General features: G+C 67.8%; 18 protein-coding genes. 16 read left to right on the top strand and 2 right to left on the bottom strand.

Features of this window, described 5'->3' with window-relative positions:
- Positions 1-80 precede the first annotated feature (80 nt).
- From LN047_RS18305 to LN047_RS18370, 14 genes are all read left to right on the top strand, one after another.
- Complete coding sequence (locus LN047_RS18305) at positions 81-2,429, top strand: acyl-CoA dehydrogenase (protein WP_373979795.1); 2,349 nt, start codon at positions 81-83, stop codon at positions 2,427-2,429.
- Positions 2,430-2,441: 12 nt separating this feature from the next.
- Complete coding sequence (locus tag LN047_RS18310; protein WP_373979796.1) at positions 2,442-3,734, top strand: acetyl-CoA C-acetyltransferase; 1,293 nt, start codon at positions 2,442-2,444, stop codon at positions 3,732-3,734.
- Entirely contained in the window at positions 3,731-5,698 is a 1,968-nt protein-coding gene (locus LN047_RS18315; RefSeq protein ID WP_373979797.1) for a 3-hydroxyacyl-CoA dehydrogenase NAD-binding domain-containing protein, read from the top strand. Before LN047_RS18310 ends, LN047_RS18315 begins: the two co-directional genes overlap by 4 nt.
- Positions 5,699-5,760: 62 nt before the next feature.
- A complete protein-coding gene (locus LN047_RS18320; RefSeq protein WP_373979798.1) occupies positions 5,761-7,083 on the top strand; it encodes an OmpP1/FadL family transporter in 1,323 nt (440 codons plus the stop codon).
- A 52-nt stretch (positions 7,084-7,135) separates the two neighbouring features.
- Entirely contained in the window at positions 7,136-9,526 is a 2,391-nt protein-coding gene (locus tag LN047_RS18325; protein WP_373979799.1) for a 3-hydroxyacyl-CoA dehydrogenase/enoyl-CoA hydratase family protein, read from the top strand.
- Between the two features lie 146 nt (positions 9,527-9,672).
- The gene (locus tag LN047_RS18330; RefSeq protein ID WP_056323645.1) at positions 9,673-10,872 is read left to right on the top strand and encodes an acetyl-CoA C-acyltransferase; all 1,200 of its coding nucleotides are present in this window, start codon (positions 9,673-9,675) and stop codon (positions 10,870-10,872) included.
- A gap of 16 nt (positions 10,873-10,888) precedes the next feature.
- A complete protein-coding gene (locus LN047_RS18335; protein ID WP_373979800.1) occupies positions 10,889-11,434 on the top strand; it encodes a DUF4442 domain-containing protein in 546 nt (181 codons plus the stop codon).
- Positions 11,398-11,985, top strand: a complete 588-nt coding sequence (locus tag LN047_RS18340) for a chalcone isomerase family protein (RefSeq protein ID WP_373979801.1) — start codon at positions 11,398-11,400, stop codon at positions 11,983-11,985. The genes LN047_RS18335 and LN047_RS18340 overlap by 37 nt, the downstream gene beginning before the upstream one ends.
- Before the next feature lie 29 nt (positions 11,986-12,014).
- Positions 12,015-13,772: an AMP-binding protein gene (locus LN047_RS18345; RefSeq protein ID WP_373979802.1), complete on the top strand. Its 1,758-nt coding sequence runs from the start codon at positions 12,015-12,017 to the stop codon at positions 13,770-13,772.
- A 277-nt stretch (positions 13,773-14,049) separates the two neighbouring features.
- Positions 14,050-16,167: a TonB-dependent siderophore receptor gene (locus LN047_RS18350; RefSeq protein ID WP_373979803.1), complete on the top strand. Its 2,118-nt coding sequence runs from the start codon at positions 14,050-14,052 to the stop codon at positions 16,165-16,167.
- A gap of 193 nt (positions 16,168-16,360) precedes the next feature.
- Entirely contained in the window at positions 16,361-17,347 is a 987-nt protein-coding gene (locus tag LN047_RS18355; RefSeq protein WP_062839182.1) for a 2-keto-3-deoxygluconate permease, read from the top strand.
- Positions 17,344-18,561 carry a D-threonate kinase gene (gene dtnK / locus LN047_RS18360; protein ID WP_373979804.1) on the top strand — a complete coding sequence of 406 codons (1,218 nt, stop codon included), beginning with the start codon at positions 17,344-17,346 and terminating at the stop codon, positions 18,559-18,561. The genes LN047_RS18355 and dtnK overlap by 4 nt, the downstream gene beginning before the upstream one ends.
- On the top strand, positions 18,558-19,610 hold the full coding sequence (gene pdxA / locus LN047_RS18365; RefSeq protein ID WP_056323631.1) for a 4-hydroxythreonine-4-phosphate dehydrogenase PdxA: 1,053 nt from the start codon (positions 18,558-18,560) through the stop codon (positions 19,608-19,610). The genes dtnK and pdxA overlap by 4 nt, the downstream gene beginning before the upstream one ends.
- Before the next feature lie 5 nt (positions 19,611-19,615).
- Positions 19,616-20,506: a GntR family transcriptional regulator gene (locus tag LN047_RS18370; RefSeq protein WP_373979805.1), complete on the top strand. Its 891-nt coding sequence runs from the start codon at positions 19,616-19,618 to the stop codon at positions 20,504-20,506.
- Positions 20,507-20,572: 66 nt separating this feature from the next.
- Here the strand turns inward: LN047_RS18370 and gudD are convergent, their stop codons facing one another.
- Both gudD and LN047_RS18380 read right to left on the bottom strand, forming a co-directional pair.
- Positions 20,573-21,919 carry a glucarate dehydratase gene (gudD, locus tag LN047_RS18375; RefSeq protein WP_373979806.1) on the bottom strand — a complete coding sequence of 449 codons (1,347 nt, stop codon included), beginning with the start codon at positions 21,917-21,919 and terminating at the stop codon, positions 20,573-20,575.
- Between the two features lie 46 nt (positions 21,920-21,965).
- A complete protein-coding gene (locus tag LN047_RS18380) occupies positions 21,966-22,937 on the bottom strand; it encodes a tripartite tricarboxylate transporter substrate binding protein (protein WP_142054391.1) in 972 nt (323 codons plus the stop codon).
- A gap of 217 nt (positions 22,938-23,154) precedes the next feature.
- Between LN047_RS18380 and LN047_RS18385 the strand changes: the two genes are divergently transcribed.
- Both LN047_RS18385 and LN047_RS18390 read left to right on the top strand, forming a co-directional pair.
- The gene (locus LN047_RS18385) at positions 23,155-24,180 is read left to right on the top strand and encodes a LacI family DNA-binding transcriptional regulator (protein WP_373979807.1); all 1,026 of its coding nucleotides are present in this window, start codon (positions 23,155-23,157) and stop codon (positions 24,178-24,180) included.
- 172 nt (positions 24,181-24,352) lie between these two features.
- The gene (locus tag LN047_RS18390; protein WP_373979808.1) at positions 24,353-25,228 is read left to right on the top strand and encodes an RNA polymerase sigma-70 factor; all 876 of its coding nucleotides are present in this window, start codon (positions 24,353-24,355) and stop codon (positions 25,226-25,228) included.
- Positions 25,229-25,396: the final 168 nt, after the last annotated feature.

Below are 25,396 nucleotides of genomic sequence, written 5' to 3' on the forward strand. Positions count from 1 at the left end.
CGCCGTCCACCGCCCGCCCGGCCGGCGCGCCCTCCTTCGAAGGCCGCCACGCACCTGAAGAACAACGAGGAGACAAGAAAATGTACGCAGTCATCGTCGCGCTGGTTGTCATTGCGCTCCTGGCCGCCGTGTTGCTGGGCGTGCGCCCCATCCGGCGGGCGCTGTTGTCCGCGCCGATCTTCAACCTGTATCGCAAGGTGTTGCCGCAGATGTCGGACACCGAGCGCGATGCGCTCGAGGCAGGCACCGTCTGGTGGGAAGGCGAGCTCTTTCGCGGCCGGCCCGACTGGAGTCGTCTGCTGGCCTATCCCCGCCCCCAGCTGACCGACGAAGAGCGGCGCTTTCTGGACAACCAGGCCGAGACCGCGTGCCGCATGGTCAACGACTGGCACGTCACGCAAGAGCGCTTCGACCTGCCCGCCGACGTCTGGAACTATCTGAAGACCGAGGGTTTCCTCGGCATGATCATTCCCAAGCAGTACGGCGGGCTTGCGTTCTCCGCCTATGCCCATTCCGAAATCGTGACCAAGCTATCCACGCGTTCTTCCGCGCTGGCCGTGTCGGTCATGGTGCCGAACTCGCTGGGTCCGGCCGAACTGTTGCTGCATTACGGCACCGAGGAACAGAAGAACCACTATCTGCCGCGCCTGGCCCGCGGCGAGGAAGTGCCGGCGTTTGCGCTGACCAGCCCGTGGGCGGGTTCGGATGCGGCCGCCATTCCCGACAGCGGCATCGTCTGCAAGGGCGAATGGCAAGGCCGCGAGGTGATCGGCATGCGCGTCACCTGGGACAAGCGCTACATCACGCTCGCGCCCGTCTGCACGTTGCTGGGCCTGGCGTTCCGCCTGTACGACCCGGACGGCCTGCTGGGCGGCAAGAAGGACCTGGGCATCACCTGCGCGCTTGTGCCGCACGACCACCCCGGCGTGGACACCGGCCGGCGCCACTTCCCGCTGAACGCCATGTTCATGAACGGCCCGACGCGCGGCGCCGACGTCTTCATGCCGCTGGACTTCATCATCGGCGGTCCCGCCATGGCCGGCCAGGGCTGGCGCATGCTGATGGAATGCCTGGCCGCCGGCCGCTCGATCTCGCTGCCTTCCTCGAACACCGGCATGTCCAAGCTGACGACGCGCGCCGTGGGCGGCTATGCACGCGTGCGCAGCCAGTTCCGCATGCCGGTCGGCAAGTTCGAAGGCGTCGAAGAGGCGCTGGCGCGCATTGGCGGACACACCTACATGATGGACGCGGCGCGCACCATGACGGCCGGCGCGGTGGACCTGGGCGAAAAGCCTTCGGTCGTGTCGGCCATCGTCAAATACCACGTCACGGAGCGCGCGCGCCAGGTCGTCAACGACGGCATGGACGTGATCGGCGGCAAGGGCATCTGCCTGGGACCGTCCAACTTCCTGGGTCGCGCCTACCAGCAGATCCCCATCGGCATCACGGTCGAAGGCGCCAATATCCTGACGCGCAGCCTCATCATCTTCGGCCAGGGCGCGATCCGCTGCCACCCCTACGTGCTGGCGGAAATGCAGGCTGCCCAATCGCCGGACCGCAAGCGGGGACTGGATGATTTCGACGCCGCGTTCTGGGGCCACGCGGGCTTCGTGGTGCGCAACACCTTCCGTGCGCTGGGCACGTCGCTGACCGGCGCGCGGTTTGCCGCCGTGAACGCCGACGTCTCGCCCGCCATGAAGCGCTACTACCAGCTGCTGGGCCGTTATTCCGCGGCATTCGCGATGCTGGCCGACACCTCGATGCTGGTGCTGGGCGGCAGCCTGAAGCGGCGCGAGCGCCTGTCGGCGCGGCTGGGCGACGTGCTGTCGCAGATGTACCTGATCAGCGCCACGCTCAAGCGTTTCGAGGACGAAGGCCGGCAGGCCGCCGACGCGCCGCTGGCGCACTGGTCCATCCAGGACGCATTGTGCAAGTTGCAGGAAGCCTTTGACGGCGTGCTGGACAACTTCCCGAACCGTGCGGTGGCCTGGATCATTCGCCGCATCGTATTTCCGTGGGGCCACAGCCAGATCCCGCCGTCGGACCAGCTTGGCCAGGACGTGGCCCGGCTGCTCATCAGCCCCAGCGCCACGCGCGACCGCCTGACCGCCGGCTGCCATCTGCCCGCCACCGCGGACGAGCCCGTGGGCGCGATCGAGCAGGCGCTGGCCGCCACGCTGGACGCCGAGCCGATCGAAGCCAAGATCCGAGAACTGGAAAAGCGCGGCGTGCTGGACGGAAACCCGCAAGCGAATGTGCGCGACATCGCCGACGCGGCGGTGGCCATCGGCGGCATCACCGCGGAAGAATACGCGGTGGTCAAGCGCCGCAACCGCTTGCGCGACACCGTGGTGAAAGTGGATGATTTCCCCTTTGACCTCGGCGCCGCCGACGCGGACCGGCCCACGGCCGAACGCAAGGTCGCCTGAGGGAGGTAGCGGATGGCATTCAAACCGGTTTACGTCGTCGACGGTTCACGCACGCCCTTTTTGAAGGCCCGCACGGGCCCGGGCCCCTTCTCCGCCGGGGATCTGGCGGTGCAGGCCGGCCGCGCCCTGCTGCTGCGCCAGCCCTACGCGCCCACCGACCTGGACGAGGTCATCGTGGGTTGCGCGGCGCCCTCGCCCGAAGAAGTCAACATCGGCCGCGTGATTTCACTGCGGCTCGCTTGCGGCGATCGGGTGCCCGGCTGGACCGTCATGCGCAACTGCGCATCGGGCATGCAGGCGCTGGATTCGGCCATTGCAAACATCCAGAACGGCCGGTCGCACCTGGTGCTGGCCGGCGGCACCGATGCGCTGTCGCGCGCGCCGGTGCTGTTTTCGGACGGCATGGTGCGCTGGCTGTCGCGCTGGTACGCCGCGCGCGGCGTGGGCGCCAAGCTCAAGGCGCTGGGCGGTTTCCGGCCCAAGCACCTTGCGCCCGTGATCGGCCTGCTCAAGGGCCTGACGGACCCGGTCGTGGGCCTGTCGATGGGTCAGACCGCCGAGAACGTCGCCACGCTGTTCAATATCGACCGCGCCGCCATGGATGCGTACGCGGCGCGCAGCCATCAGCGCGCGCTGGCGGCCCGCGCCGCCGGCATGCCCGAGGTCACACCGGTCATCGACATGCAGGGCACGCTGCACGCCGCGGACGACGGTGTGCGCGAAGACTCCACGCCCGACAAGCTGGCCAAGCTCAAGCCGGTGTTTGACAAGCCGTGGGGCAACATCACCGCAGGCAACAGTTCGCAGGTCACCGACGGCGCGGCCATGCTGGTGCTGGCTTCGGAAGAGGCCGTGCGCAAATGGAACCTGCGTCCGCTGGGCCGCATCGTCGATTCGCAATGGGCCGGGCTGGATCCCGCGATCATGGGCCTAGGTCCCGTGCATGCGGCCACGCCGATCCTGCAGCGGCATGGGCTGGGCTTGAATGATCTGGACTTGTGGGAGATCAACGAAGCCTTCGCGGCGCAGGTGCTAGGCTGCCTGGCCGCGTGGCGGGACGAGGCCTACTGCCAGGAAAACTTCGGCACGCCCGCCTGGGGCGAACTGGACCCCGCGCGGCTCAACGTCGACGGCGGGGCCATTGCCATCGGGCACCCGGTGGGCGCCTCGGGGGCACGCATCGTGCTGCATCTGCTGCATGCGCTCAAGCGCCGGGGCGCCCGGCGCGGCATGGCTGCCATCTGCATCGGCGGCGGCCAAGGCGGCGCGATGCTGGTCGAAACCCTGGACGAGGACCGCCCATGACGACATTGGATACGCTTTCCCACTGGCGCCTGGACCACGACCCCGACGGCGTCGCCTGGCTGACCTTCGACCGCGCGGGCAGCGCGGTCAACGCCCTGTCGGCCGACACCATGACCGAACTCTCGGTCGTGCTTGACGCGCTGGACCGCGATCCGCCCCCGGGCCTCATCATCCAGTCCGGCAAGGCGACGGGCTTCATCGTGGGCGCCGACGTCAACGAATTCGCCACGCTGGACACGCCTGAGCAGGCCCGCGGGCTGGTGTCGCGCGGCTGGAATCTCATGAACCGCCTGGCTGGCGTGCGCTATCCGACGCTGGCGCTGATCCAGGGGCATTGCCTGGGCGGCGGCCTGGAACTGGCGCTGGCTTGCCGCTACCGGCTGGTGGCGGACCAGCCCGGCGCCTCGCTGGCGCTGCCCGAAGTCATGCTTGGCATCTTTCCAGGCTGGGGCGGCATGCTGCGCCTGCCGCAGGTGATCGGCGCGCCGGCCGCGCTGGACATGATGCTGACCGGCCGCGGCGCCGATGCCCGCCGCGCGGCCGCGTTGGGGCTGGTGGACGCGCGCGTGCCGCCACGCCTGCTGCTGGCCGCGGCGCGCCAGACGGTCCTGTCGCGCAAGCCCGCCCGGCGCGCACGCGGCCTGGGCGCGTTGCTGAACCGCTGGCCGCTGAAAGCCATTGTCGCCAACCGCGCCCGCAAGCAGATTGCCGCGAAGGATCCGCTGGGCCATTACCCGGCCGCGCCCGCCATCGTGGAGATCTGGGAAAAGCATGGCGGCAATGCGCTCAAGGCGCCCGACCTCATCGACCGCATCATTTCGTCCGGCACGGCGCGCAACCTGCTACGCGTATTCCGCTTGCAAGAGCGTCTGAAGGCCAACGGCAAGCAGCCCGGCGTTGCGCCCGCGCGCCATGTGCACGTGGTGGGCGCCGGGGTGATGGGCGGCGACATTGCCGCCTGGTGCGCGTACAAGGGCATGACCGTGACTTTGCAGGACCAGGAGATGTCCCGCATCGCGCCGGCAATCAAGCGCGCCGCAGCGCTTTATACGCGGCGTTTGAAGGATTCGCGCCTGGCGCGCGCCGCGTTCGACCGGCTGGTGCCGGACCCGGAAGGCAACGGCGTGCCGCTGGCAGACGTCATCATCGAGGCCATCAGCGAGCAGCCCGACGCCAAACGCGCGCTGTACCGGTCGCTGGAACCGCGCATGAAGCCGGATGCGCTGCTGGCCACCAACACGTCCAGCCTGTCGCTTGAAACGCTGCGCGAAGGCCTTGCGCGGCCGGAGCGTCTGGTGGGCATTCATTTCTTCAATCCTGTAGCCAAGATGCCGCTCGTGGAAGTCGTGCACGCGCAAGGCGGCGACCCCGACGCCCAGACCCGCGCCTGCGCCTTCGTGGGGCAGATCGACAAGCTGGCGCTGCCGGTCAAGAGCGCGCCCGGCTTCCTGGTCAATGCGGTGCTGGCGCCCTACATGCTGCAGGCCATGCGCAGCGTGGACGAAGGCGTCGCGCCGGAAACCGTGGACGCCGCGATGGTGGCCTTCGGCATGCCGATGGGGCCGCTGGAGCTGGCCGACACCGTGGGCCTGGACATCGCACGCGACGCCGGCGCGCAACTGGCCGGCGGCGCCGAGCCGCCGCGTTGCCTGGCCGAGCGCCTGGCGCGCAACGAGCTGGGCAAAAAGAGCGGCAAGGGCTTTTACACCTGGCGCGATGGCAAGCCGGTCAAGCAGCGCGGCGCGGATCCCGCCGCCGCGCCCGCCGGCCTGGCCCAGCGCCTGATCCAGCCGCTCATCGACGCCACGCGTGAACGGGTCGCGGGCGGCATCGTGGCCGACGCCGATCTGGCCGATGCCGGCGTGATTTTTGGGACGGGCTTCGCGCCATTCACGGGAGGCCCCTTGCATTACGAAGCAGGCAGCACCAAGCAGGACCGCAGCACAGCGGCTCGCGCCGATTAGACCGGCGAAACCAGGCCGGCAGTGGAAAGAGAGACACACATCCAACTCGAGGAGGCAGTACCATGCGCAGACGTCCATTGTCCCTGAGCACCCTGTCGGCCATCCTGGTCGGCCTGGGCGCATCCGCAACGTCCTACGGCGCCGGTTTTCAGCTCTTGGAGCAGAACGCCAGCGGCCTGGGCAACGCGTATGCGGGCTCGGCGGCAAACCCGGAGAATGCCAGCATCATGTATTTCAACCCGGCAGGCTTGACCTATCTGCCGGGCCTTAATTTCTCCGGCGGGGTAAACCTGATCAAACCGTCGTTCAAGTTTTCGGACAACGGCAACAGCCGCAACCCCAGCGCGCCGGGCATTCCCGGATCGGGCTTGTACGGTTCGGTTCCCACCGGCGGCAATGGCGGGGACGCGGGCCATCTGGGCGTCGTGCCCAACCTCTACGCCTCCTGGCAACTGAACGAGCAGTGGTACATCGGTCTGGGCGTCGGCGCACCGTTCGGCCTGATGACCGAATACGACGACGGCTGGGTCGGTCAATACCACTCGAACAAGTTCGACATCAAGACCATCAACGTCAACCCGTCCATCGCCTACAAGGTCAACGAGAAATTCTCGATGGGTTTCGGCGTGAACTGGCAGCACATCGACGCCACCTACAAGAAAAAGACCGTCGTGCCCATCGCCGGCCTGCCGCTGGCCACCAATGGCGACGCCGACCTGAACCTGAAGGGCGATGCGTGGGGCTGGAACGTCGGCTTCATGCTGCAACCCACCGAAGACACGCGCATCGGCCTGTCGTACCGCTCGAAGATCAAGCACTCGGCCAAGGGCGACACCGACATCGACAACATCGGCCCCACCGGCCAGTCCGTGTCGTTCGATGCCAAGGCCAACGTCGACCTGCCCGACACGTTGATTCTTAGCGCCACGCACCAGCTCAACGAAAAATGGGAACTGCTGGGCGACGTGTCGTGGACCGGCTGGAGCAGCATCCCCCAGTTGAAGATCAAGAACTCGGGCCCGGGCGCGCGCGACGATGTGCTGCCGCTCAACTTCCGCGATACCTGGCGCGTTGCCGTGGGCACCAACTACAAGTTCGCCCCCGCCTGGAAATGGAAGTTCGGCCTGGCCTTCGATCAGTCGCCGGTGCATGACGCCGCCGACCGTCCCACGTCCCTGCCGGACAACGACCGCTACTGGTTCTCGACCGGCGTGCAATGGGCCGCCACGAAGGACACCACGATCGACGTGGGCTACACCTATCTGTACCTGCGCAAGACGGACATCGACACCACGTCCGGCAGCGCGGCCACCAAGGGCCGCGTCGCGGGCACCTACGACAGCAGCGGCCACATCTTCGGTCTGCAGCTCTCGTCCCGCTTCTAGCCGTGAACGGGGGACGGCCGCGTGCCGCCCCCCGCTTTTTCAGGAGACTCCCTTGAGCAAGTTCGTCGTCAAACACGTCGCCGTGCTGGGTGCCGGCGTCATGGGCGCGCAGATCGCCGCCCACCTGGCCAATGCCGGCGTGCCGGTCACGTTGTTCGACCTGGCCGCCCGCGAAGGCGACCGCAACGGCACCGTCAAGAAGGCGCTGGCCGGCCTGAAAAAACTGGAACCCGCACCGCTGGCCGGCGCCTCGCGCCTGGCGCTCATCACGCCCGCCAATTACGATGACGACCTCGCCCGCCTGAGCGGCTGCGATCTCGTCATCGAAGCCATCGCCGAGCGCATGGATTGGAAGACGGCACTGTACGAGCGCATCGCGCCGCACGTGGCGCCCGGCGCCATCGTCGCATCCAATACCTCCGGCCTGTCCATCGACGCGCTGGCCAACGCGCTGCCCGCCGGGCTGCGCGACCGCTTCTGCGGCATCCATTTCTTCAATCCGCCGCGCTATATGCACCTGGTGGAGATCATTGCCACCTCGCACACGCAACCGGACGTGCTGGACCAGCTGGAAACCTGGCTGACCTCCGCGCTGGGCAAGGGCGTGATCCGCGCGCTGGACACCCCGAACTTCGTTGCCAACCGCATTGGCGTGTTTTCGATCCTGGCCGCCATGCACCATACCGCGCGGCTGGGCCTGGCCTTTGACGAAGTCGACGCGCTGACCGGCCCCAAGATCGGCCGCCCCAAGAGCGCCACGTACCGCACCGCCGACGTGGTGGGGCTGGACACGCTGGCCCACGTGGTGGGCACGATGGAAAAGAACCTGCCCGACGATCCGTGGCACCGGTACTTCGCGCTGCCGGACTGGCTGTCGGCCCTGATCTCCAAGGGCGCGCTGGGCCAGAAGAGCGGCGCGGGCGTCTACCGCAAGCAGGGCCGCGAGATACAGGTGCTGGATCTGAAAAAGCAGGATTACGCGCCGGGCACGGGCAAGCTGGCCGATGAAGTCGCCGCGCTGCTCAAGGAACGCGATCCGGCCAAGCGCTTTGCCGCCCTGCGCGCCAGCGAGCATCCGCAGGCGCAATTCCTGTGGAGCCTGTTCCGCGACATCTTCCATTACAGCGCCGTGCAGCTCGAGCACGTGGCCGACAACGCGCGCGATCTGGACCTGGCCATGCGCTGGGGCTTCGGCTGGTCGCAAGGCCCGTTCGAAACCTGGCAGGCCGCGGGCTGGCAGGCCATCGCCGCCGCAGTGGCCGAGGACATCGCCGCCGGCCGCGCCATGAGCGACACGCCCCTGCCCGCCTGGGTGCTGGAACCGGACCGCCAGGGCGTGCATGCGCCGCAAGGCTCGTACTCCGCCCGCACGGGCAAGCTGCATCCGCGCTCGACGTTGCCGGTGTATGCCCGCCAGCTGTTCCCGGAACGCGTCGTGGGCGAAGCCGCCGACGACCGCGGCGTCACGGTCTGGGAAAACGAAGGCGTGCGCCTGTGGAACCTGCCGCAGGTCGACGCCGGCGTCGCCATCCTGTCGGTCACGTCGCGCAACCACACGCTGGGCGCCGAGGTGCTGGAAGGCGTGCTGCAGGCGGTGGCCAAGGCCGAACGTGAATTCGACGGCCTGGTCATCTGGCACGACGCGCCGTTTGCGGTGGGCGCCAACCTGCAGCAGGTAGTCGAAGCCTGCGCGGCGGGCCAGTGGGACATGCTGGAGGCCACGGTCGAAAAATTCCAGCGGGCTTCGCAGTCGTTCAAGTACGCGCAGATCCCGACCGTTGCCGCGGTGCAGGGCATGGCGCTGGGCGGCGGCTGCGAATTCCTGATGCACGCCTCGCACCGCGTGCTGGCTTTGGAAAGCTACATCGGGTTGGTCGAGGCCGGCGTCGGCCTCATTCCGGCGGGCGGCGGCAGCAAGGAGTTCGCCGCGCGCGCCGCGGCGCTGGCGGCCAAGACGGCCACGCCCGGCGAAGTCTTCCCCTACCTCCAACCGGTCTTCCAGACCATTGCCATGGCCCAGGTTGCCAAGAGCGGGCTGGAGGCCATCGAGGCCGGCTTTGCCCGCGAACACGACATCGTGCTGTTCCATCCCGGCGAACTGTTGTACGTGGCCATTGGCCAGGCGCGCGCCGCGGCGCAGGCCGGCTACACGCCGCCCGCCCGGCTGCAGAACGTGCCGGTGGCCGGCCGCAACGGCATCGCCAACTTCGAGATGGTGCTGGTCAACATGCGCGAAGGCGGCATGATCAGCGCGCACGACTACCGCGTGGCCCGCAGCGCGGCCGTCGCGCTGTGCGGCGGCGAGGTCGAGACCGGCACCAAGGTCGACGAAGAATGGCTGCTGGCCGTGGAGCGCAAGGAATTCGTGGCGCTGCTGCGCACGCCTGAGACCCAGGCGCGCATCCGCCACACCCTGGAAACCGGCAAGCCGCTACGGAATTGATCCCCCCCAGGCGCCTGCGGCGCTTCCCCCAGGGGCGCCGCAAGCGGACCGGCAGAGCCGGATCCGCGCGGCCCCGCTCGTGGGAGACCATTTTGCGCGGGGGGTCCGATTGATATATCTCGCTATTGTTAGTTGAGGAAATGGATATGAGCACGCAGATCCAAGACGCCTACATCGTTGCCGCCACGCGCCTGCCCGTGGGCAAGCGCAATGGCGCCTACATCACCACCCGCCCCGACGACATGCTGGCCGCTGCGCTGAACGGCGCGCTGGCGCAGGCGCCCGGGCTGGACGCCGCCCGCATCGACGACGTAATCGCCGGATGCGCCATGCCCGAGGCCGAACAGGGCATGAACGTGGCCCGCATCAGCCTGCTGCTGGCCGGCCTGCCGCAAAGCGTGGCGGGCGTCACCGTCAACCGCTTCTGCGCGTCGGGACTGCAGGCCGTGGCGGACGCCGCCGCCCGCATTCGGCTGGGCGAGGCCGACATCATGATCGGCGCGGGCACCGAATCCATGAGCGCCATGCCGCAGATCATGGGCAACAAGGTGTCCATGAACCCGGCTATCTTCGCCCACGAAGAAAACATCGGCATGGCATTTGGCATGGGCCTGACCGGCGAAAAGGTCGCCGAACGCTGGAAGGTGTCGCGCGAGGATCAGGACGCCTTTGCGCTGGCCTCGCACCAGAAGGCCTGCGCGGCGATTGCCGCCGGCCACTTCCGCGCCGAGACCACGCCTTTTGAGGTCGTCACGCACCTGCCGGACGGCGCCAGCGGCGCGGTGCGCGTCGCGCGCCGCCTCGTCGAGGTCGACGAAGGCCCGCGTCCCGACAGCAGCCTGGAAGCGCTGGCGCGGCTCAAGCCGGTCTTCTCCACGCGAGGCAGCGTCACGGCGGGCAACAGCTCGCAGATGTCGGACGGCGCGGCGGCCGTGATCCTGGTGTCCGATCGCATCCTGCGCGAATTCAACCTGAGCCCGCTGGCGCGCTTCGTGGGCTTTGCCGTCGCCGGTGTGCCGCCCGAGGTCATGGGCATCGGCCCCGTCGCCGCTATTCCGAAGGTGCTGGAACGCGCCGGCATCAAGCAGGACGCGCTGGACTGGATCGAGCTCAACGAGGCGTTCGCGGCCCAGTCGCTGGCCGTGATCCGCGAGCTGAACCTGGATCCGGCCAAGGTCAATCCGCTGGGCGGCGCCATTGCGCTGGGCCACCCGCTGGGGGCCACGGGCGCGATCCGCACCGCGACGATCACGCACGGGCTGCGCCGCACCGGCGGCAAGTACGGGCTGGTCACGATGTGCATCGGCACCGGCATGGGCGCGGCCGGCCTGTTCGAGGCCATGTAACCAAACGGCGGCCAGCGTGAAGCCCTACTGGTTCAAGAACCTGTGGCCCGAGTGGCGCGCGCGGCTGATGCGGGTGGGCTTCAACCTGCATCCGGCCTTTCGCGCCACCGGCGGCCGCGTGCTGCACGTGTCGCCGGACTTCCAGCACATACGCATCAAGCTGCCGCTCTTGCGCCGCACCCGCAACATCGTGGGATCGATGTACGGCGGCTCGCTCTTTGCGGTAACCGACGGCGCCCACCCGACCATGCTGATGTCGGCGTTGGGCCCGGATCACATCGTCTGGGACAAGGCGGCCTCCATCCGTTTCCGCAAGCCCGCCTACACCACGCTGTATGTCGACTTCCGGCTGCCGCCGGGCGAGATCCCCGAAATCCGGCGCTTGCTCGCCACGCACCACGAAACGACCCGCACCTATACGGTCGAACTGAAGGACAAGGACGACGTCGTGTACGCCGTCGTGGAACGCACGATCTACATCGCAGACAAGAAGTTCTACAAGCAGAAGAACACTGGAGGTGACAAATGCGTTTCAACCCCGGAGGGCGCAACGCCGCCCTGAGCCTGATTCTCGCGGCCTGCCTGGCGGGCGCGCCCGCCTTTGCCGACGTGGACGTTGCCGGCGTGCGCGTGCCCGAACAGCTTGCCGAAGGCAGCCAGGCGCTGACGCTGAACGGCGCGGGCCTGCGCACCCGTTTCGTCGTGAAGGTCTACGTGGCTGCGCTGTACGTCACCACGAAAAGCCACGACGCCGCGGCACTCATTGACAGCACGCAGCCGCGCCGCATGCGGCTGCGGATGCTGCGCGACGTGGACAGCAAAAGCCTGGACGGCGCGCTGCAGGACGGATTGCGAGACAATACGAGCTCGCAGGAACTTGCCGCGCTGAAAGCGCCCGCCGAGCGCCTGTCACGCTTGATGAGCGACATCGGCGCCGCCCGCGAGGGCGATGTCATCGATCTGGACTTCGATGCCCGCGGCGTCGCCATTGCCAGCAACGGCAAGCCGCGCGGCCGCATCGACGATCCCGCCTTCGCCCGCGCCCTGCTTCGCGTCTGGCTGGGCGACAGCCCCGCGCAGGCCTCCCTGAAGAAAGCCCTGCTGGGCAACTAGGGCCTTGCGCCCCAACGGAACCGCAAGACATGGAACGAATCTGGCACAAGAGCTATCCCTACGGTGTGCCCGCCGAGATCGGGACCGACAGCGCGACCACCCTTGTGACGATCATCCAGGAAAGCTTCCGGCGCTTTCCCGGCAAGACGGCCTACATCAGCATGGGCAAATCGATCACCTATGCCGAACTGGACGCGCTGACGCGACGCTTCGCCGCATGGCTGCACGCGAACGGCCTTGGCCGCGGCGACCGCGTCGCGCTGATGATGCCCAATCTGCTGCAGTACCCCGTCTGCCTCTTCGGCGCCCTGCGCGCCGGCTGCATCGTGGTGAACTGCAACCCGCTCTACACCGCGCACGAGCTTGAACACCAGCTTGCCGATGCGGGCGCGCGCGCCATCGTGGTCGCGGACAACTTCGCGGCCACACTGCAAAAGGCGTTGCCCGCCACGCAAATCGAGCGTGTGCTGGTGACGTCCATCGGCGAGATGCTGGGTCCCATCAAGGGTCGTCTTGTGGACTTTGCCGTGCGGCGCGTCAAGCGCATGGTGCCGGCGTGGTCGCTGCCCGGATCGCAGAAACTGGGCGATGCGCTGCGCCAAGCCCGCGACCTGCCGTTCACCGACGTGCCGCTCACGGCTGCCGACCTGGCGTTCCTGCAGTACACGGGCGGCACGACCGGCGTGGCCAAAGCCGCCATGCTGTCGCACGGCAACCTGGTGGCAAACGTCAGCCAGGCCTACGCCTGGGTCAGGCCCCTGGTGAAAGACGGCGAGGAATGCATCGTCACGGCCCTGCCGCTGTATCACATCTTTGCGCTGACGGCGAATTGCCTGACGTTCATGAAACTGGGCGCAAGCAACCTGCTCATCATCAATCCGCGCGATATTCCGGGGCTGATAAAAGAAATGGGCAAGGTGCCGTTCTCGGCATTCACTGGCGTGAACACGCTCTTTAACGCGCTGCTCAACCACCCGGATTTTGCCCACCTGGATTTCTCGCGGCTGCGCTTGACGATGGGCGGCGGCATGGCGGTGCAGCGCTCGGTGGCAGACCGCTGGCGCGCCGCGACGGGCGTGTCGATCGCGCAGGCTTACGGGCTTACGGAAACGTCGCCCGCCGTCACCATCAATCCCCTGGACACCAAGATCTTCAACGGGTCCATCGGCTTGCCCGTGCCCTCCACCGACCTGTCGATCCGCGACGACGCCGGCCGCGAACTGGGGGTCGGGGAAAACGGCGAGATCTGCGTGCGCGGCCCGCAGGTCACGCAGGGCTATTGGAACCGGCCGGACGAGACGGCGCTGGTCATGTACCCGGACGGCTTCCTGCGCACGGGCGACATCGGTTACGTCGACGAGACGGGGTATGTCTATCTGGTCGACCGCAAGAAGGACATGATCCTGGTATCGGGCTTTAACGTGTATCCGAACGAAGTCGAGGACGTGGCCGCGCTGCACCCGGGCGTGCGCGAGGTGGCGGCGGTGGGCGTGCCCGACAAGCGCTCCGGCGAAGCCGTCAAGCTCTACGTCATCCGCAAGGATCCCACGCTGGACGCGGACACGTTGATCGCGCATTGCCGCACGCAGCTCACGGGGTACAAGGTGCCTCGGTATATCGAATTCCGCGACGACCTGCCGCGCACCACCGTGGGCAAGATCCTGCGGCGCGAACTGCGTCCGGACGCGCAAGGCGCGGCGCCGGCCAATGCGCCCCACGCGGCGACCGACGCCATCGGCAACGCCCCCGCTCCCGCCATCACCCGCCAGGCGACCGGCCAGGACTGATCGCCGCGGGCGCGCCGCCTTTCCGCCCACGCGGCACTGTCGCACGCGGGCAACAGCGCCCGCGTCGGCCCCGGGCGCGGGCCTGCGCGTCAACCCGCTGAATTCGCAAGGCTTTTCTTCGGCAATTCCCAAAGCCCCGCGCTGCCGCAGGGCTTTTTTTACATCTTCCCCGACGTCTGCTATTGGCTGCGCATATCAACACAATTAATAATGGTTATCGTTGTTATTTCTATGAGTAACTGGACGCGCCCTTAGCCGCGCCAGTGGGGAGATCCTTTTGAAACGCCATCACACTCCGGCCGCCCTGCGCGCGCGGCTGCGCCCCCGTGTTCCCGCCGCCGCCGCACTGGCCGCCTGCCTGGGCGCGGGCGCCGCGCACGCGCAACCCGAGCAGCCCGCCACGCTGCCCGCCGTGCAGGTCCTTGGCACCGGCGAGACCGCCACCGGCCCCGTCGACGGCTACGTGGCCCGGCGCAGCGCCACCGGCACCAAGACCGACACGCCGCTGTCCGAAACGCCGCAAGCGATCACCGTGATCCCGCGCGAGCAGATCATCGACCAGGGCGCGCAGAACGTGCAGGACACGATGAACTACGCGGCTGGCGTGCGTCCGAATGCCTACGGCGTGGACAACCGCGGCGATTACGTGCGCGTGCGCGGCGTGGAGCCCGTGCAGTACCTGGACGGCCTGCGCCAGTTCTTCAACTACAACAACCCGCGCACCGAGGTCTACGGCCTGGAACGCGTCGAGGTGCTGCGCGGCCCGGCGTCGATGCTGTACGGACAGGGCAGCACGGGCGGCATCGTCAATCTGGTCAGCAAGCGCCCGCAGGCCGAACAGCAAGGCGAGATCGGCGTACAGCTGGGCAACTTCAACCGCCGCGAAATCCAGGCGGACATCACCGGCCCGCTGACCGAGGACGGTCAGTGGCTGTACCGCGTGGTCGCGCTGGGCCGAGACAGCGACACGCAGGTGCAGTACGCGCAGGACGACCGGATGTTTCTTGCCCCGTCGCTCACGTGGCAGCCCAGCGCGGCCACCTCGCTCACGCTGCTGGCCTCGTGGCAGAAGGACCGGTCCGGCACGACGCAATCGTTCCTGCCCTGGAGCGGTACCGTCGAACACAACCCGAACGGCCGCATCCCCACGCGCCGCTTCGCCAGCGAGCCGGGCTTTGACGCCTACGACACCGAGCAATTCAACGTGGGCTGGCTGTTCGAACACCAGTTCAACGACACCTGGAAGGTCCGCCAGAGCTTTCGCAACACGGTCAGCAGCGTCGACTACAAGTCGCTCTATCCGAACGTTTATGGCGACCGCCGCGGCGATTCGTACATCGACGCCGCGCAGACCACCGTCGACCGCTACTACTACATCAACAAGCCCCGCATGCGCACGCTGCTGGCCGACCAGAACCTGGAAGGCAAGCTGAACTGGGGCCGCACGCAGCACACCGTCATCGTGGGCATGGACTACACGCGCTACCGCGAAACCGGCCAGTCCGACAGCGGGCTGGGATCGCCGCTGAACCTGTACCACCCGGTGTACGGCAACGCGCCGGACTACACGCTGACCGACAAGCCCAAGCAGCGGCAGCAGCAAATAGGCTTCTACGCGCAAGACCAGATCACGTTCGACAAGAACTGGATCCTGCTGGCGGGCATCCGCCGCGATCGTGTCGAAAGCACGACCGAGGGCCAGGACAAGGAAACCGACCAGGCCACCACCAAGCGCTTCGGCCTGATGTACGCGGCCGACAACGGCTGGTCGCCCTACGTGAGCTACAGCGAGTCCTTCACCCCCATCGCGGGCGCGGACATCTACGATACGCGCTGGAAGCCCATGCGCGGCAAGCAGTGGGAAGTGGGCCTGAAGTACATGCCGCCGGGCGCGGACCTGGAATTCACGGCGGCAGCTTACGACCTGCGCGAAAACAACCGCCAGGCCCCGGATCCCAATAATGGTCAGAACCAGATCCAGGCAGGCAAGACGCGCACGCGCGGCGTCGAACTGGAGATGCGCGGCCGCGTCACCCAGAACGTGGACGTCATCGCCAACTACATCTACACCGACATCGATCCGCAGCTTGAGGGCATGCCCAAGCACATGGCGTCGCTGTGGGGCAAATACCGCTTCACGCTCGCGGGCCAGCCCGGCTTCGCGGTCGGCGCCGGCACCCGCTTCCTGTCCAAGTTCCGCGACGGCGGCGCGCCGGAAACGCCGTCGGTGACGCTGTTCGATGCGATGGTCAGCTACACGAACGGACCGTGGCGCTACGCGCTCAACGTCAACAACATCGCGGACCGCACGTACGAAGTGGTGTGCCTGGACCGCGGAGACTGCTTCTACGGCGCGCGCCGCACGGTCATGTTGAGCGGCGCCTACCGCTTCTGACGGTCAAACCGTCCCCATATCCGGGACGGACACCTCGGGTCAACCTGTACGTACATGCTGTACGTACAGGTGTACACTACGATTTTTTCAACCGTCCGACAGACGCGCACATGAACGTCTGCAACCCAGAAAAATCGTCCTGGAGACCCCGATAGTGTCGACCGCAACTACCCGCTCGCCCTTTTTTGGCACGATGCAGAAAATCCCCGGTGGATTGATGCTGGTGCCGCTGATCCTGGGTTCCCTGATCGGCACCTTTGCCCCCGAAGCGCTCGCCATCGGCGGCTTCACGACTGCTCTCTTCAAGAACAGCGCACTGCCGCTGATCGCGCTGCTGATCTTCGCAACCGGCACGCACGTCAACGCCCGCACTGGCGGTCCCATTCTGGCCACCGCCGGCACCATCCTGCTGATGAAGACGCTGGTGCCCGCCACCCTCATCATCATCCTGGGCAGCTACGTCGGTCTTGACGGCCTGTGGGGCGTGTCGATCCTGGCGTTGCTGGCGGCCTTCGACAACAGCAACGGCGGCCTGTGGCTGGCCTACACCGGCCAGTACGGCGATGCCCGCGACCGCGGCGCGTATGTGGCCAGCGCAGTCAACGACGGCCCCTTCTTCAGCCTGCTGTTCCTGGGCGCGTCGGGCCTTGCCGACATTCCGATGATCGCCCTGGTGGCCGCGCTGGTGCCCTTCCTGCTGGGCGTGGTCGTGGGCAACCTGGACCCGAAGTGGCGCGACGTGCTCAAGCCCGTGCCGAATATCGTCATCCCGTTCTTCGCCTTTGCCCTGGGCACCGGCATCAATCTGGGCGCGGTCGTCAGCGGCGGCATCAGCGGCCTGATCCTGGGCCTGATCATCAGCCCCATCACCGGCGGTCTGGTCTACCTGGGCTATCGCCTGATCCTGCGCCGCGGCGGCAAGAGCGGCCTGGGCTTTGCGGCCGGCACCACCGCCGGCAACGCCATCGCCACGCCCGCCGTGGTCGCGGCTGCCGACCCCAACTTCCAGCAGTACGTGTCGGCCGCCACCGCGCAGGTCGCCGCGTGCGTGCTGATCAGTTCCATTCTGGCTCCTGTGCTGGCATCCTGGTTCCTCAAGCGCGCCGGTGAGCTCAAGTCCGAGGACGCCGATGCCACCGTTGCCCCGCCCCTGACCGAAGCCCGCGGAGAGGCCTTGTGAAACCCGCCATCGCCATCGTCGCCGACGACCTGACCGGATCCGGCGACACCGCCGTGCAATTCGTGCGGGCTGGCTGGTGCACGCACCTGTCCATCGGCGGCGCGGACGAGGCCCTGGCCGGTCCCGCGCACGACGACGTCGAGGTGCTGGCCGTCACGACCAATAGCCGGGCGCTCAGCGCCGCCGATGCCGCCGGCGTCATCGGCCGCAACGTGCGGCAATTGCGTGAAGCCGGCGTGTCGCGCCTGTACAAGAAGGTCGATTCGACCCTGCGCGGCGCCTTCAAGGCCGAGATCGACGCGGCGCGCAACGCCTGGCGCGACGACGCCATCGCGGTGGTCTGCCCCGCCTTTCCGGCCACGGGCCGCACGGTCGAGCAAGGCATTCTGTATGTAAACGGCAAGCCGGTCACCGAGACCTCGGCGGCCACCGACCCCGTGACGCCGGTAACCGAAAGCCATATTCCGACCTTGCTCGGCAGCGCCCACGTGGCGCCGCTGGCGGACGACACGCCGGAAACGCTGGCCGCGCGCATCGCGCAGGCCGGCGCCACCGTGGTGGTCGATGCCGCCACCGATGACGACCTGGAACGGCTGGCGCGCGCCGTCGGGCTGCTGGGCGAGCGCGCCCTGCCCGTGGGCGCGGGCGGCCTGGCCGTGCCGCTTGCCCGCGTGTGGGCAGGCGCCGACCAGACCGCGCCTGTCGTGGTGGTGGTGACCTCGCAGCACAGCGCCGCGCGCGGCCAGGCCGCCGCGCTGCAGGCCGCGGGCGCCGACACCTGGCGCCCGTCGCTCGAGCAGCTGGCCGACGACGCGCAATGGCAGGCCTGGAGCCAGCCGCTGCTGCAGGCGCACGCGCAGGCGCCGCTCGAAGCGGGCACGATTCTGCTGCTGGCCCCCGAAGGCCAGCGCGCCGGCCTGGATTCCGACAAGGTCGCCGACCGGCTCGGCAGCCTGGCCGCGCAATTGATTGCCGCCTCGCGCGCGGCCGGCGTGGTCGCCACCGGCGGCGACGGCGCGCGCAGCGTGCTGTTGGCGCTGCAAGCCAACGGCATCGCGCTGGTGGACGAAGTGATGGGCGGCGTGCCTCTGGGCACGCTGACCGGAGGCACGGCCGCAGGCCTGCCCGTGGTGACCAAGGCCGGCGGCTTTGGCACCGAAGATGTATTGGTTCGCGCGGTTCGCGCGATCCGCGACAGGAGATTCAAGCGATGACACAAACCCCTCCCGCGAAGCTGCCCCTCTTGGCTGTGACCTTGGGCGACGTAGCGGGCATCGGGCCGGAAATCACGGCCAAGATGCTCATGGGCCACGACGAACTGCGCCAGAAGGCGCGCCTCTTCGTGGTCGGCGATGCAGACGTCATGGCCAATGCGGTGCGCAATCTGGGCGCCGACCCTGCCATCGTGCGCAAGATCGAGCGCCCGGCCGACGCGACCAACACCCCGGGCCTGATCGAAGTGCTGCAGGCCGGCCCGTCGCTGGCGCACGTGAAGTTGGGCGAGATCAGCGCGGACGCCGGCGACGGCTCGGTCCGCTTTGTCACGACGGCCTGCGCCCTGGCGCGCGCCGGCGAGATCGACGGCATCGTCACCGCACCGCTGAACAAGGCCGCCATGCACGCCGCCGGCCACAAGTGGCCCGGCCACACCGAACTGCTGGCGCATGAGTTCGGGGTCAAGACGTTCTCACTGGTGCTGTCGGCCGGCGACCTCTACATCTTCCACGCCACGACGCACGTGTCGCTGCGCCAGGCCATCGAAGACGTGAACCCTGCCCGCATGCGCGCCGTGCTGCGGCTGGCCGGCTCGTTCGCCACCGCGCTGGGCCGTGCCGACGAACCCGTGGCGGTCGCGGGCCTGAACCCGCACGCCGGTGAGAACGGCATCTTCGGCAGCGAAGACGCCGACATCCTGGCGCCCGCCGTGGCCGAAGCCAACGCCGCCGGCATCCTGGCCGCGGGTCCCATCCCGGCCGACGCGCTGTTCCCGCAGGCCGTGCGCGGCAAGTGGAAGTTCGTGATCGCCTGTTACCACGACCAGGGCCACGCGCCCTTCAAGTCCGTGTACGGCGACGACGGCGTCAACATCACCGTGGGCCTGCCGGTCGTGCGCGTGTCCGTGGACCACGGCACCGCGTTCGACATTGCCGGCAAGGGCATCGCGCGCGAAGACAGCCTGATCCTGGCCGCCGAGCGCGCCGCGCACCTGGCCCCGGGCTGGACGCATGTATGGGAAACTGCGCGGGCACAAACCGGAGGTTGATTCCCATGGCGCCCGCCACGCACGACGCATTGCCTGATCTTGACCGCGCGGGAGACATCCCGCTGCACGCCCAGGTGGCGTCGCGGTTGCGCGGATATATCCGCACGAACAAGCTCGCGGCAGGCGCCGTGCTGCCCAGCGAGGCGGCGCTATGCGAACGCTTCGGCGTGGCGCGCAGCGTGGTGCGCCAGGCCCTGGCGGCACTGGCCGCCGAGGGTCTCATTCAACGCGAGACCGGCCGTCCCGCCACCGTGGCGGCGCCGCAGGAACACCGCCGCCTGGTGCAGCGGTCCACGGGTCTTTACGAACAGTTCGCCCAATCGGGTGTTGCGCTGCGCACGCGCGTGCTGGCGCTGGGCCCGGCCGAGCCGCCCGCCGACGTTGCCGAGTTCTTCGGCACCACCCGCCTATTATTGCTGGAACGCCTGCGCCACGTGGCCGAAGCGCCGCTGGCCTACGTGCGCACCTGGCTGCCCGCCGACGCGGTGCCGGGCCTCGTCGCCGACCATCTGGCCGACGCCTCCCTGCACGGCGTGCTGACGCGGCAGTTCGGCCTGCGCCCCGGCGCGGGGCGCAACCAGATCCGCGCCGTCGCGGCCGACGACAAGCTCGCCAGGCTGCTCGACACACAGACCGGCACGCCGCTGCTGATGCTGCAAGGCCAGGGCATGGACCAGCACGGCAAACCGCTGGAATGGTTCACCACCTGGCATCGCGCCGAACAACTGGTGTTCGACGTGGACGTCAGCATGGGACACGAAAGCGTGCAGCCCCGGCTGCATGACCCAGCCCCGGAACCGCAGCCGCCGGTCAACGGACACGACCCGCTGGCGCGCGCGCAGGCGCTGGTGGCGGAGCTGTCGGCGGAACTGGAACGCTTGCGCGGGCAGTCTTGAACCACGGAACGCGGGCTGGAAACAAATCGGGGCGGCATATTGCCGCCCCGATTTTTTTTGATGCGCTCAGCGCACCATGCAAGGCCGCTTGTTGTCGAACGTCCAACCCGGCACCAGATACTGCATCGCCGTGGCATCGTCGCGCGCGCCCAGGCCGTGCTGCAGGTAGAGCTGATGCGCGCGTTCAATCGCGTCCATGTCCAGTTCGATGCCAAGTCCGCCGGTCTGCGGCAGTTCGACGTAGCCGTTGCGGATCTGCAGCGGGTTGCGGGTCAGATGCTGGCCGTCCTGCCAGATCCAGTGCGTGTCGATCGCGGTGACGCGGCCCGGCGCAGCGGCGCCCACATGCGTGAACATCGCCAGCGACACATCGAAGTGATTGTTGGAATGCGAGCCCCACGTCAGGCCGAAGGCCTGGCACGTCTGGGCCACGCGCACCGAACCTTGCAGGGTCCAGAAATGCGGATCGGCCAGCGGAATGTCGACCGACTGCAGCGACAGCGCATGCGCCATTTCGCGCCAGTCGGTGGCGACCATGTTGGTGGCGGTGGGCAGGCCCGTGGCGCGGCGGAACTCGGCCATGACTTCGCGGCCGGAAAACACGCCTTCCGCGCCGCACGGGTCTTCGGCATAGGCCATCACGCCGTGCAGGTCGCGGCACAGACGCACGGCGTCCTTGAGCAGCCAGCCGCCGTTCGGGTCCAGCGTGACGCGCGCTTCGGGAAAGCGCTCGTGCACGGCGCGGATGGCTTCGACCTCTTCCTCGCCGCGCAAAACGCCGCCCTTCAACTTGAAGTCCTGAAAGCCATAGCGGTCATGAGCGGCTTCGGCCAAGCGGACGATGGCCTCGGGCGTCATCGCCTTTTCGTGCCGCACGCGCAACCAGCCGTCGGCGTCGGGCGCCGTCTGGTAAGGCAGCGGCGTGAGCGACGAGTCGCCCACGTAGAACAGGTATCCCAGCATCTGCACGGAGGTGCGCTGCACGCCTTCGCCTAGCAGCGCGGCCACGGGAACGCCCAGGTGCTGGCCCAGCAGGTCCAGCAACGCAGACTCCACCGCCGTCACGGCATGGATCGCCACACGCAGATCGAAGGTCTGGGCGCCGCGGCCCGCGCTGTCCAGACCGGCGAAGGCCTGGCGCATCTGGTTCAGCGTGTGCTGGTAGTTGCCGATGGAGCTGCCCGCGACAAGGGCGCGCGCGTCTTCCAGCGTGGCGCGGATCTTTTCGCCGCCGGGCACTTCGCCGACGCCGGTGTTGCCCGCGCTGTCGGTCAGGATGACCAGGTTGCGCGTGAAATAAGGCGCGTGGGCGCCGCTCAGGTTGAGCAGCATGGAGTCCTGGCCGGCGACCGGCACGACGCGCATGCCGGTAATCGTGGGCGTCTGGGAGGCTTGCGATGCGTGAAGAGTCATGATTGCTTCTTGAAAATGCCCGGCCGGCGGGGCCGGTCGCGTTGCGTCATTGCACGGAGATGCCGCCGGTCTCGATGACCTGCTTCCAGCGGGCGCTTTCCTGCTGCTGGAACTTGGTGAAGGCTTCGGGCGAGTTGGCGACGACCTCCAGGCCGATGTCGGTGAAGGGCTTGCTGAGCGCCGGATCCTTCAGCGCGGCAGTCAGGGCGGCGGACAACTTGTCGCGCACGTCGGCGGGCAGGTTCTTGGGCGCCACGACGGCCTGCCAGGCATAGACGTCGACGCCGGGCACCGAGACTTCGGCGAACGTGGGCACGTCGGGCAGCACGGGCGAGCGCTTGGAACCGGTGACGGCGATGGCCTTGAGCTTACCGGACTTGATATGCGGCAGCACGGCGTTCACGTTCTGGAACGACATGTCCACCTGATTGCCCAGCAGATCGGAAATGGCGGGCGCGCCGCCCTTGTAGGGCACATGCAGGCCCTTGGTGCCGGTCTTCTGCCAGAAGAGTTCGGCGGTCAGGTGGTCGGACGAGCCCGCGCCGGAGGTCGCGAAACTGATCGCGCCCGGCTTGTCCTTCAGCAGCTTCAGCACGTCTTGCACGCTGTTGACCTGGGGCGCCAGCTTGGGGCTGACCACCAGCACATTGGGCGTCTGCACGGCCACGGTGAGGTACGTGAAGTCCTTGGCCGGATCGTAGGTGATGCCCTTCATCAAGTGCGGGGCCACGACCAGCGGGGCCAGCGAGGTGACCATCAGGGTGTAGCCGTCCGGCGCGGCGCGGGCCACCTGCGACGCGCCGATGGTGCCAGTGGCGCCCGCCTTGTTTTCCACGACGAAGGATTGCTTGAGCTGTTCGCCCAGCTTGTTGGACAGCGCGCGCGCCACCGAATCGGTTGCGCCGCCGGGCGGGAACGGGACGACGACGGTGACGGCCTTGTCAGGCCAGGCCTGCGCCGCGCCTGCGGCGGCCATCAGGGTCAATCCAAGCATCCACTTGCGCGCATTGGTCTTCATTACTGTCTCCGGATTGGGTTCTTTTATTTACGTTAACGTTAACATTTATTTTGTTAACGTTAACATGACGGCTTTTTTAGAATATTTCGGGGTGCCGACGGTTCACCATCCGGACAAACCCTGACACGATCCGGCCCGCAAGGCGCGCGTCTGCGGTTAGGCTTGACGCCAATTGCACCCGCCGTTTTCGACTCCCTTTTTGATGCACCCGCCCCGCATGCCGTCCGCCGACTCCCCTTCCCGCTCCCCGGAGCGCGCCAACGTCACCGTGCGCGAGGTGGCGCAAGCGGCTGGGGTGTCGATGATTACCGTTTCGCGCGCCATCAACACGCCGCAGCAGGTCTCGCCCGCCACGCTGGACAAGGTCAACGCCGCAATCCAGGCGCTGGGCTATGTGCCCAACCTGATGGCCGGCAGCCTGCGCCTGTCGCGCAGCAACCTGGTGATGGTGCTGGTGCCCTCGATCGCCGGATCGCTCTTTGGCGGGATGCTGACCGCGCTGACGCAGTCGCTGGAGGCCAAGGGCTTTCAGCTCATGGTGGGCCAGAGCGGCTACGACTCGCCCCGCGAGGACGCGCTGCTGCGCGCCATCATCGGACGGCGCCCGGACGGCATCGTGCTGACGGGCGTGATGCACTCGCCGCAGGGCCGGCAGCTGCTCAAGGCATCGGGCATCCCCATCGTCGAAACATGGGATGCCACGGACGCCCCCATCGACATGCTGCTGAGCCTGTCGCACGACGCCATCGGCACTGCCGTCAGCCACTACCTGCGCGATGCGGGCAAGACGCGGCAGGCGGTGCTGAGCGGCGACGATCACCGCGCCCGGCTGCGTGCCGAAAGCCTGGTTCGCGCGGCGCTGGAATCGGGCCTGCCCGAACCGTTGGTGCACTACATGCCCGCGCCGACGACGCACGCGCAAGGCCGCGAAGGCCTGCGCGCGCTGCAGCGTTCGGGCCAAGGCATCGACGCGGTGTTTTGCAGTTCCGACATGATGGCGGCCGGCGTGCTGACCGAGGCCGCGGCGCAAGGGCTGGACGTGCCTGGGCAACTGGCGGTGATGGGCTTTGGCGACATGGACATCGCCGCGTCGATGTCTCCGGCCATCACCTCCGTGCACGTGGACGGCGCCGCGATCGGCGCGCAGGCGGCCGAGATGATCGGCTTGCGCGCCAACGGCCAGCTTCCTGCGCAGTCGGTGGTGGAAATCGGTTTTCGCATCGTGACGCGCGAGAGCGCGTAGGCGGGGCGCAGCAACGCACGGCGGCCACGGACACGGAACCACCGATCAGGTTTGGGCCATCGCACCGGGCAGGACATGAGAACCGCGTGCACGTCGCGCGCGCTTGTCGCAGCCTGGTCGCTACGGCAAAATGTTTGCCTTCCTTGCGCCTCGCCCGGCGCTGGCCCTTTCCATGACCGACTCCGCCTGCTTCGACCAGCACCGTTCCCGCCTTTATGGCATTGCCTATCGCATGCTGGGGGCAGTGGCGGAGGCCGAAGATGTCGTGCAGGAAGCGTGGCTGCGCTGGCATGAGGCTGACCGCGCGGTCATCCAGAATCCCGAAGCATGGCTCGTCACGATGACCACGCGCCTGTCGATCGACCGGTTGCGCGCTGTCAAGGCTGAACGCGAACACTACGTTGGGGTCTGGCTGCCGGAACCCATGCTGATGGCGGCGCCCTCCACGCCGGAGCAGATCCATGAGCAGGCGGACGATGTGTCGGTGGCGTTTCTGTTCATGCTGGAACGCCTGTCGCCCGATGCCCGCGCGGCGTTTCTCATGCGCGACGTGTTCGATGCGGACTACGAAGACATCGCGCAAACGCTGGACAAGAACCCGGCGGCCGTGCGCCAGATGGTGCGGCGCGCGCGCCAGCAATTGCGCCAGGGCGCGCCGCGCGAGGCCGTGCCGCGCGCGACGCTGCAGCGCCTGTTGCAGGCGTTTGCCGACGCGATGCAGCGCAGCGATTTCCACGGGCTGCTTGCGCTTCTGAGCGACGACGCCGAACTGATCGGCGACGGCGGCGACAAGGTGACCGCGTTTGCCAGTCTGGTGGGCGGCAAGCGGCTGGCGCAGCTCTTTTATGCGGGCAAGCGGCGGTATCGCGACGCGCTGGATGTGCGGGTGGTGCAGGTGAACGGGCAATGGACCCTCTTGCGCTTCATCGACGGCGATCTGGAATCCGTGCAGTCTTACGAGACCGATGGCGAACGGCTGACGCGGGTGCTGGTGCAGCGAAATCCGGACAAGCTTGCGGGCATCGCCGCGGCGCTCAAGGGCTCTTGATGCGCTTGAGGGTCATTACGCTGCATCGAGTTGCGGACTGGGTAAGTTTGCATGGGATTCGGCTGGATTCTTTAGGCGCCCGGTGCGGCGTGGGCCTGGGCGGGCGGGGCTCCGATTGCGGTCCGGAGCCTTCGCTCCGGACTGCCCCGCGCTCAACCTCGTCCGCCT

The sequence above is a fragment of the Achromobacter sp. JD417 genome, assembly GCF_041879325.1.
In the GTDB taxonomy this organism is placed as follows: Bacteria; Pseudomonadota; Gammaproteobacteria; order Burkholderiales; family Burkholderiaceae_B; genus Achromobacter; species Achromobacter mucicolens.

Excerpts from the sequence above, each read along its gene's own strand:
- LN047_RS18355 (WP_062839182.1), top strand. The coding sequence starts at position 16,361 with ATGCAGAAAATCCCCGGTGGATTGATGCTGGTGCCGCTGATCCTGGGT.
- LN047_RS18380 (WP_142054391.1), bottom strand. The coding sequence starts at position 22,937 with ATGAAGACCAATGCGCGCAAGTGGATGCTTGGATTGACCCTGATGGCC.
- LN047_RS18385 (WP_373979807.1), top strand. The coding sequence starts at position 23,155 with ATGCCGTCCGCCGACTCCCCTTCCCGCTCCCCGGAGCGCGCCAACGTC.
- LN047_RS18390 (WP_373979808.1), top strand. The coding sequence starts at position 24,353 with ATGACCGACTCCGCCTGCTTCGACCAGCACCGTTCCCGCCTTTATGGC.
- LN047_RS18340 (WP_373979801.1), top strand. The coding sequence starts at position 11,398 with ATGCGTTTCAACCCCGGAGGGCGCAACGCCGCCCTGAGCCTGATTCTC.
- LN047_RS18320 (WP_373979798.1), top strand. The coding sequence starts at position 5,761 with ATGCGCAGACGTCCATTGTCCCTGAGCACCCTGTCGGCCATCCTGGTC.
- gudD (WP_373979806.1), bottom strand. The coding sequence starts at position 21,919 with ATGACTCTTCACGCATCGCAAGCCTCCCAGACGCCCACGATTACCGGC.
- LN047_RS18345 (WP_373979802.1), top strand. The coding sequence starts at position 12,015 with ATGGAACGAATCTGGCACAAGAGCTATCCCTACGGTGTGCCCGCCGAG.
- LN047_RS18330 (WP_056323645.1), top strand. The coding sequence starts at position 9,673 with ATGAGCACGCAGATCCAAGACGCCTACATCGTTGCCGCCACGCGCCTG.
- LN047_RS18310 (WP_373979796.1), top strand. The coding sequence starts at position 2,442 with ATGGCATTCAAACCGGTTTACGTCGTCGACGGTTCACGCACGCCCTTT.
- pdxA (WP_056323631.1), top strand. The coding sequence starts at position 18,558 with ATGACACAAACCCCTCCCGCGAAGCTGCCCCTCTTGGCTGTGACCTTG.
- LN047_RS18370 (WP_373979805.1), top strand. The coding sequence starts at position 19,616 with ATGGCGCCCGCCACGCACGACGCATTGCCTGATCTTGACCGCGCGGGA.
- LN047_RS18305 (WP_373979795.1), top strand. The coding sequence starts at position 81 with ATGTACGCAGTCATCGTCGCGCTGGTTGTCATTGCGCTCCTGGCCGCC.
- LN047_RS18315 (WP_373979797.1), top strand. The coding sequence starts at position 3,731 with ATGACGACATTGGATACGCTTTCCCACTGGCGCCTGGACCACGACCCC.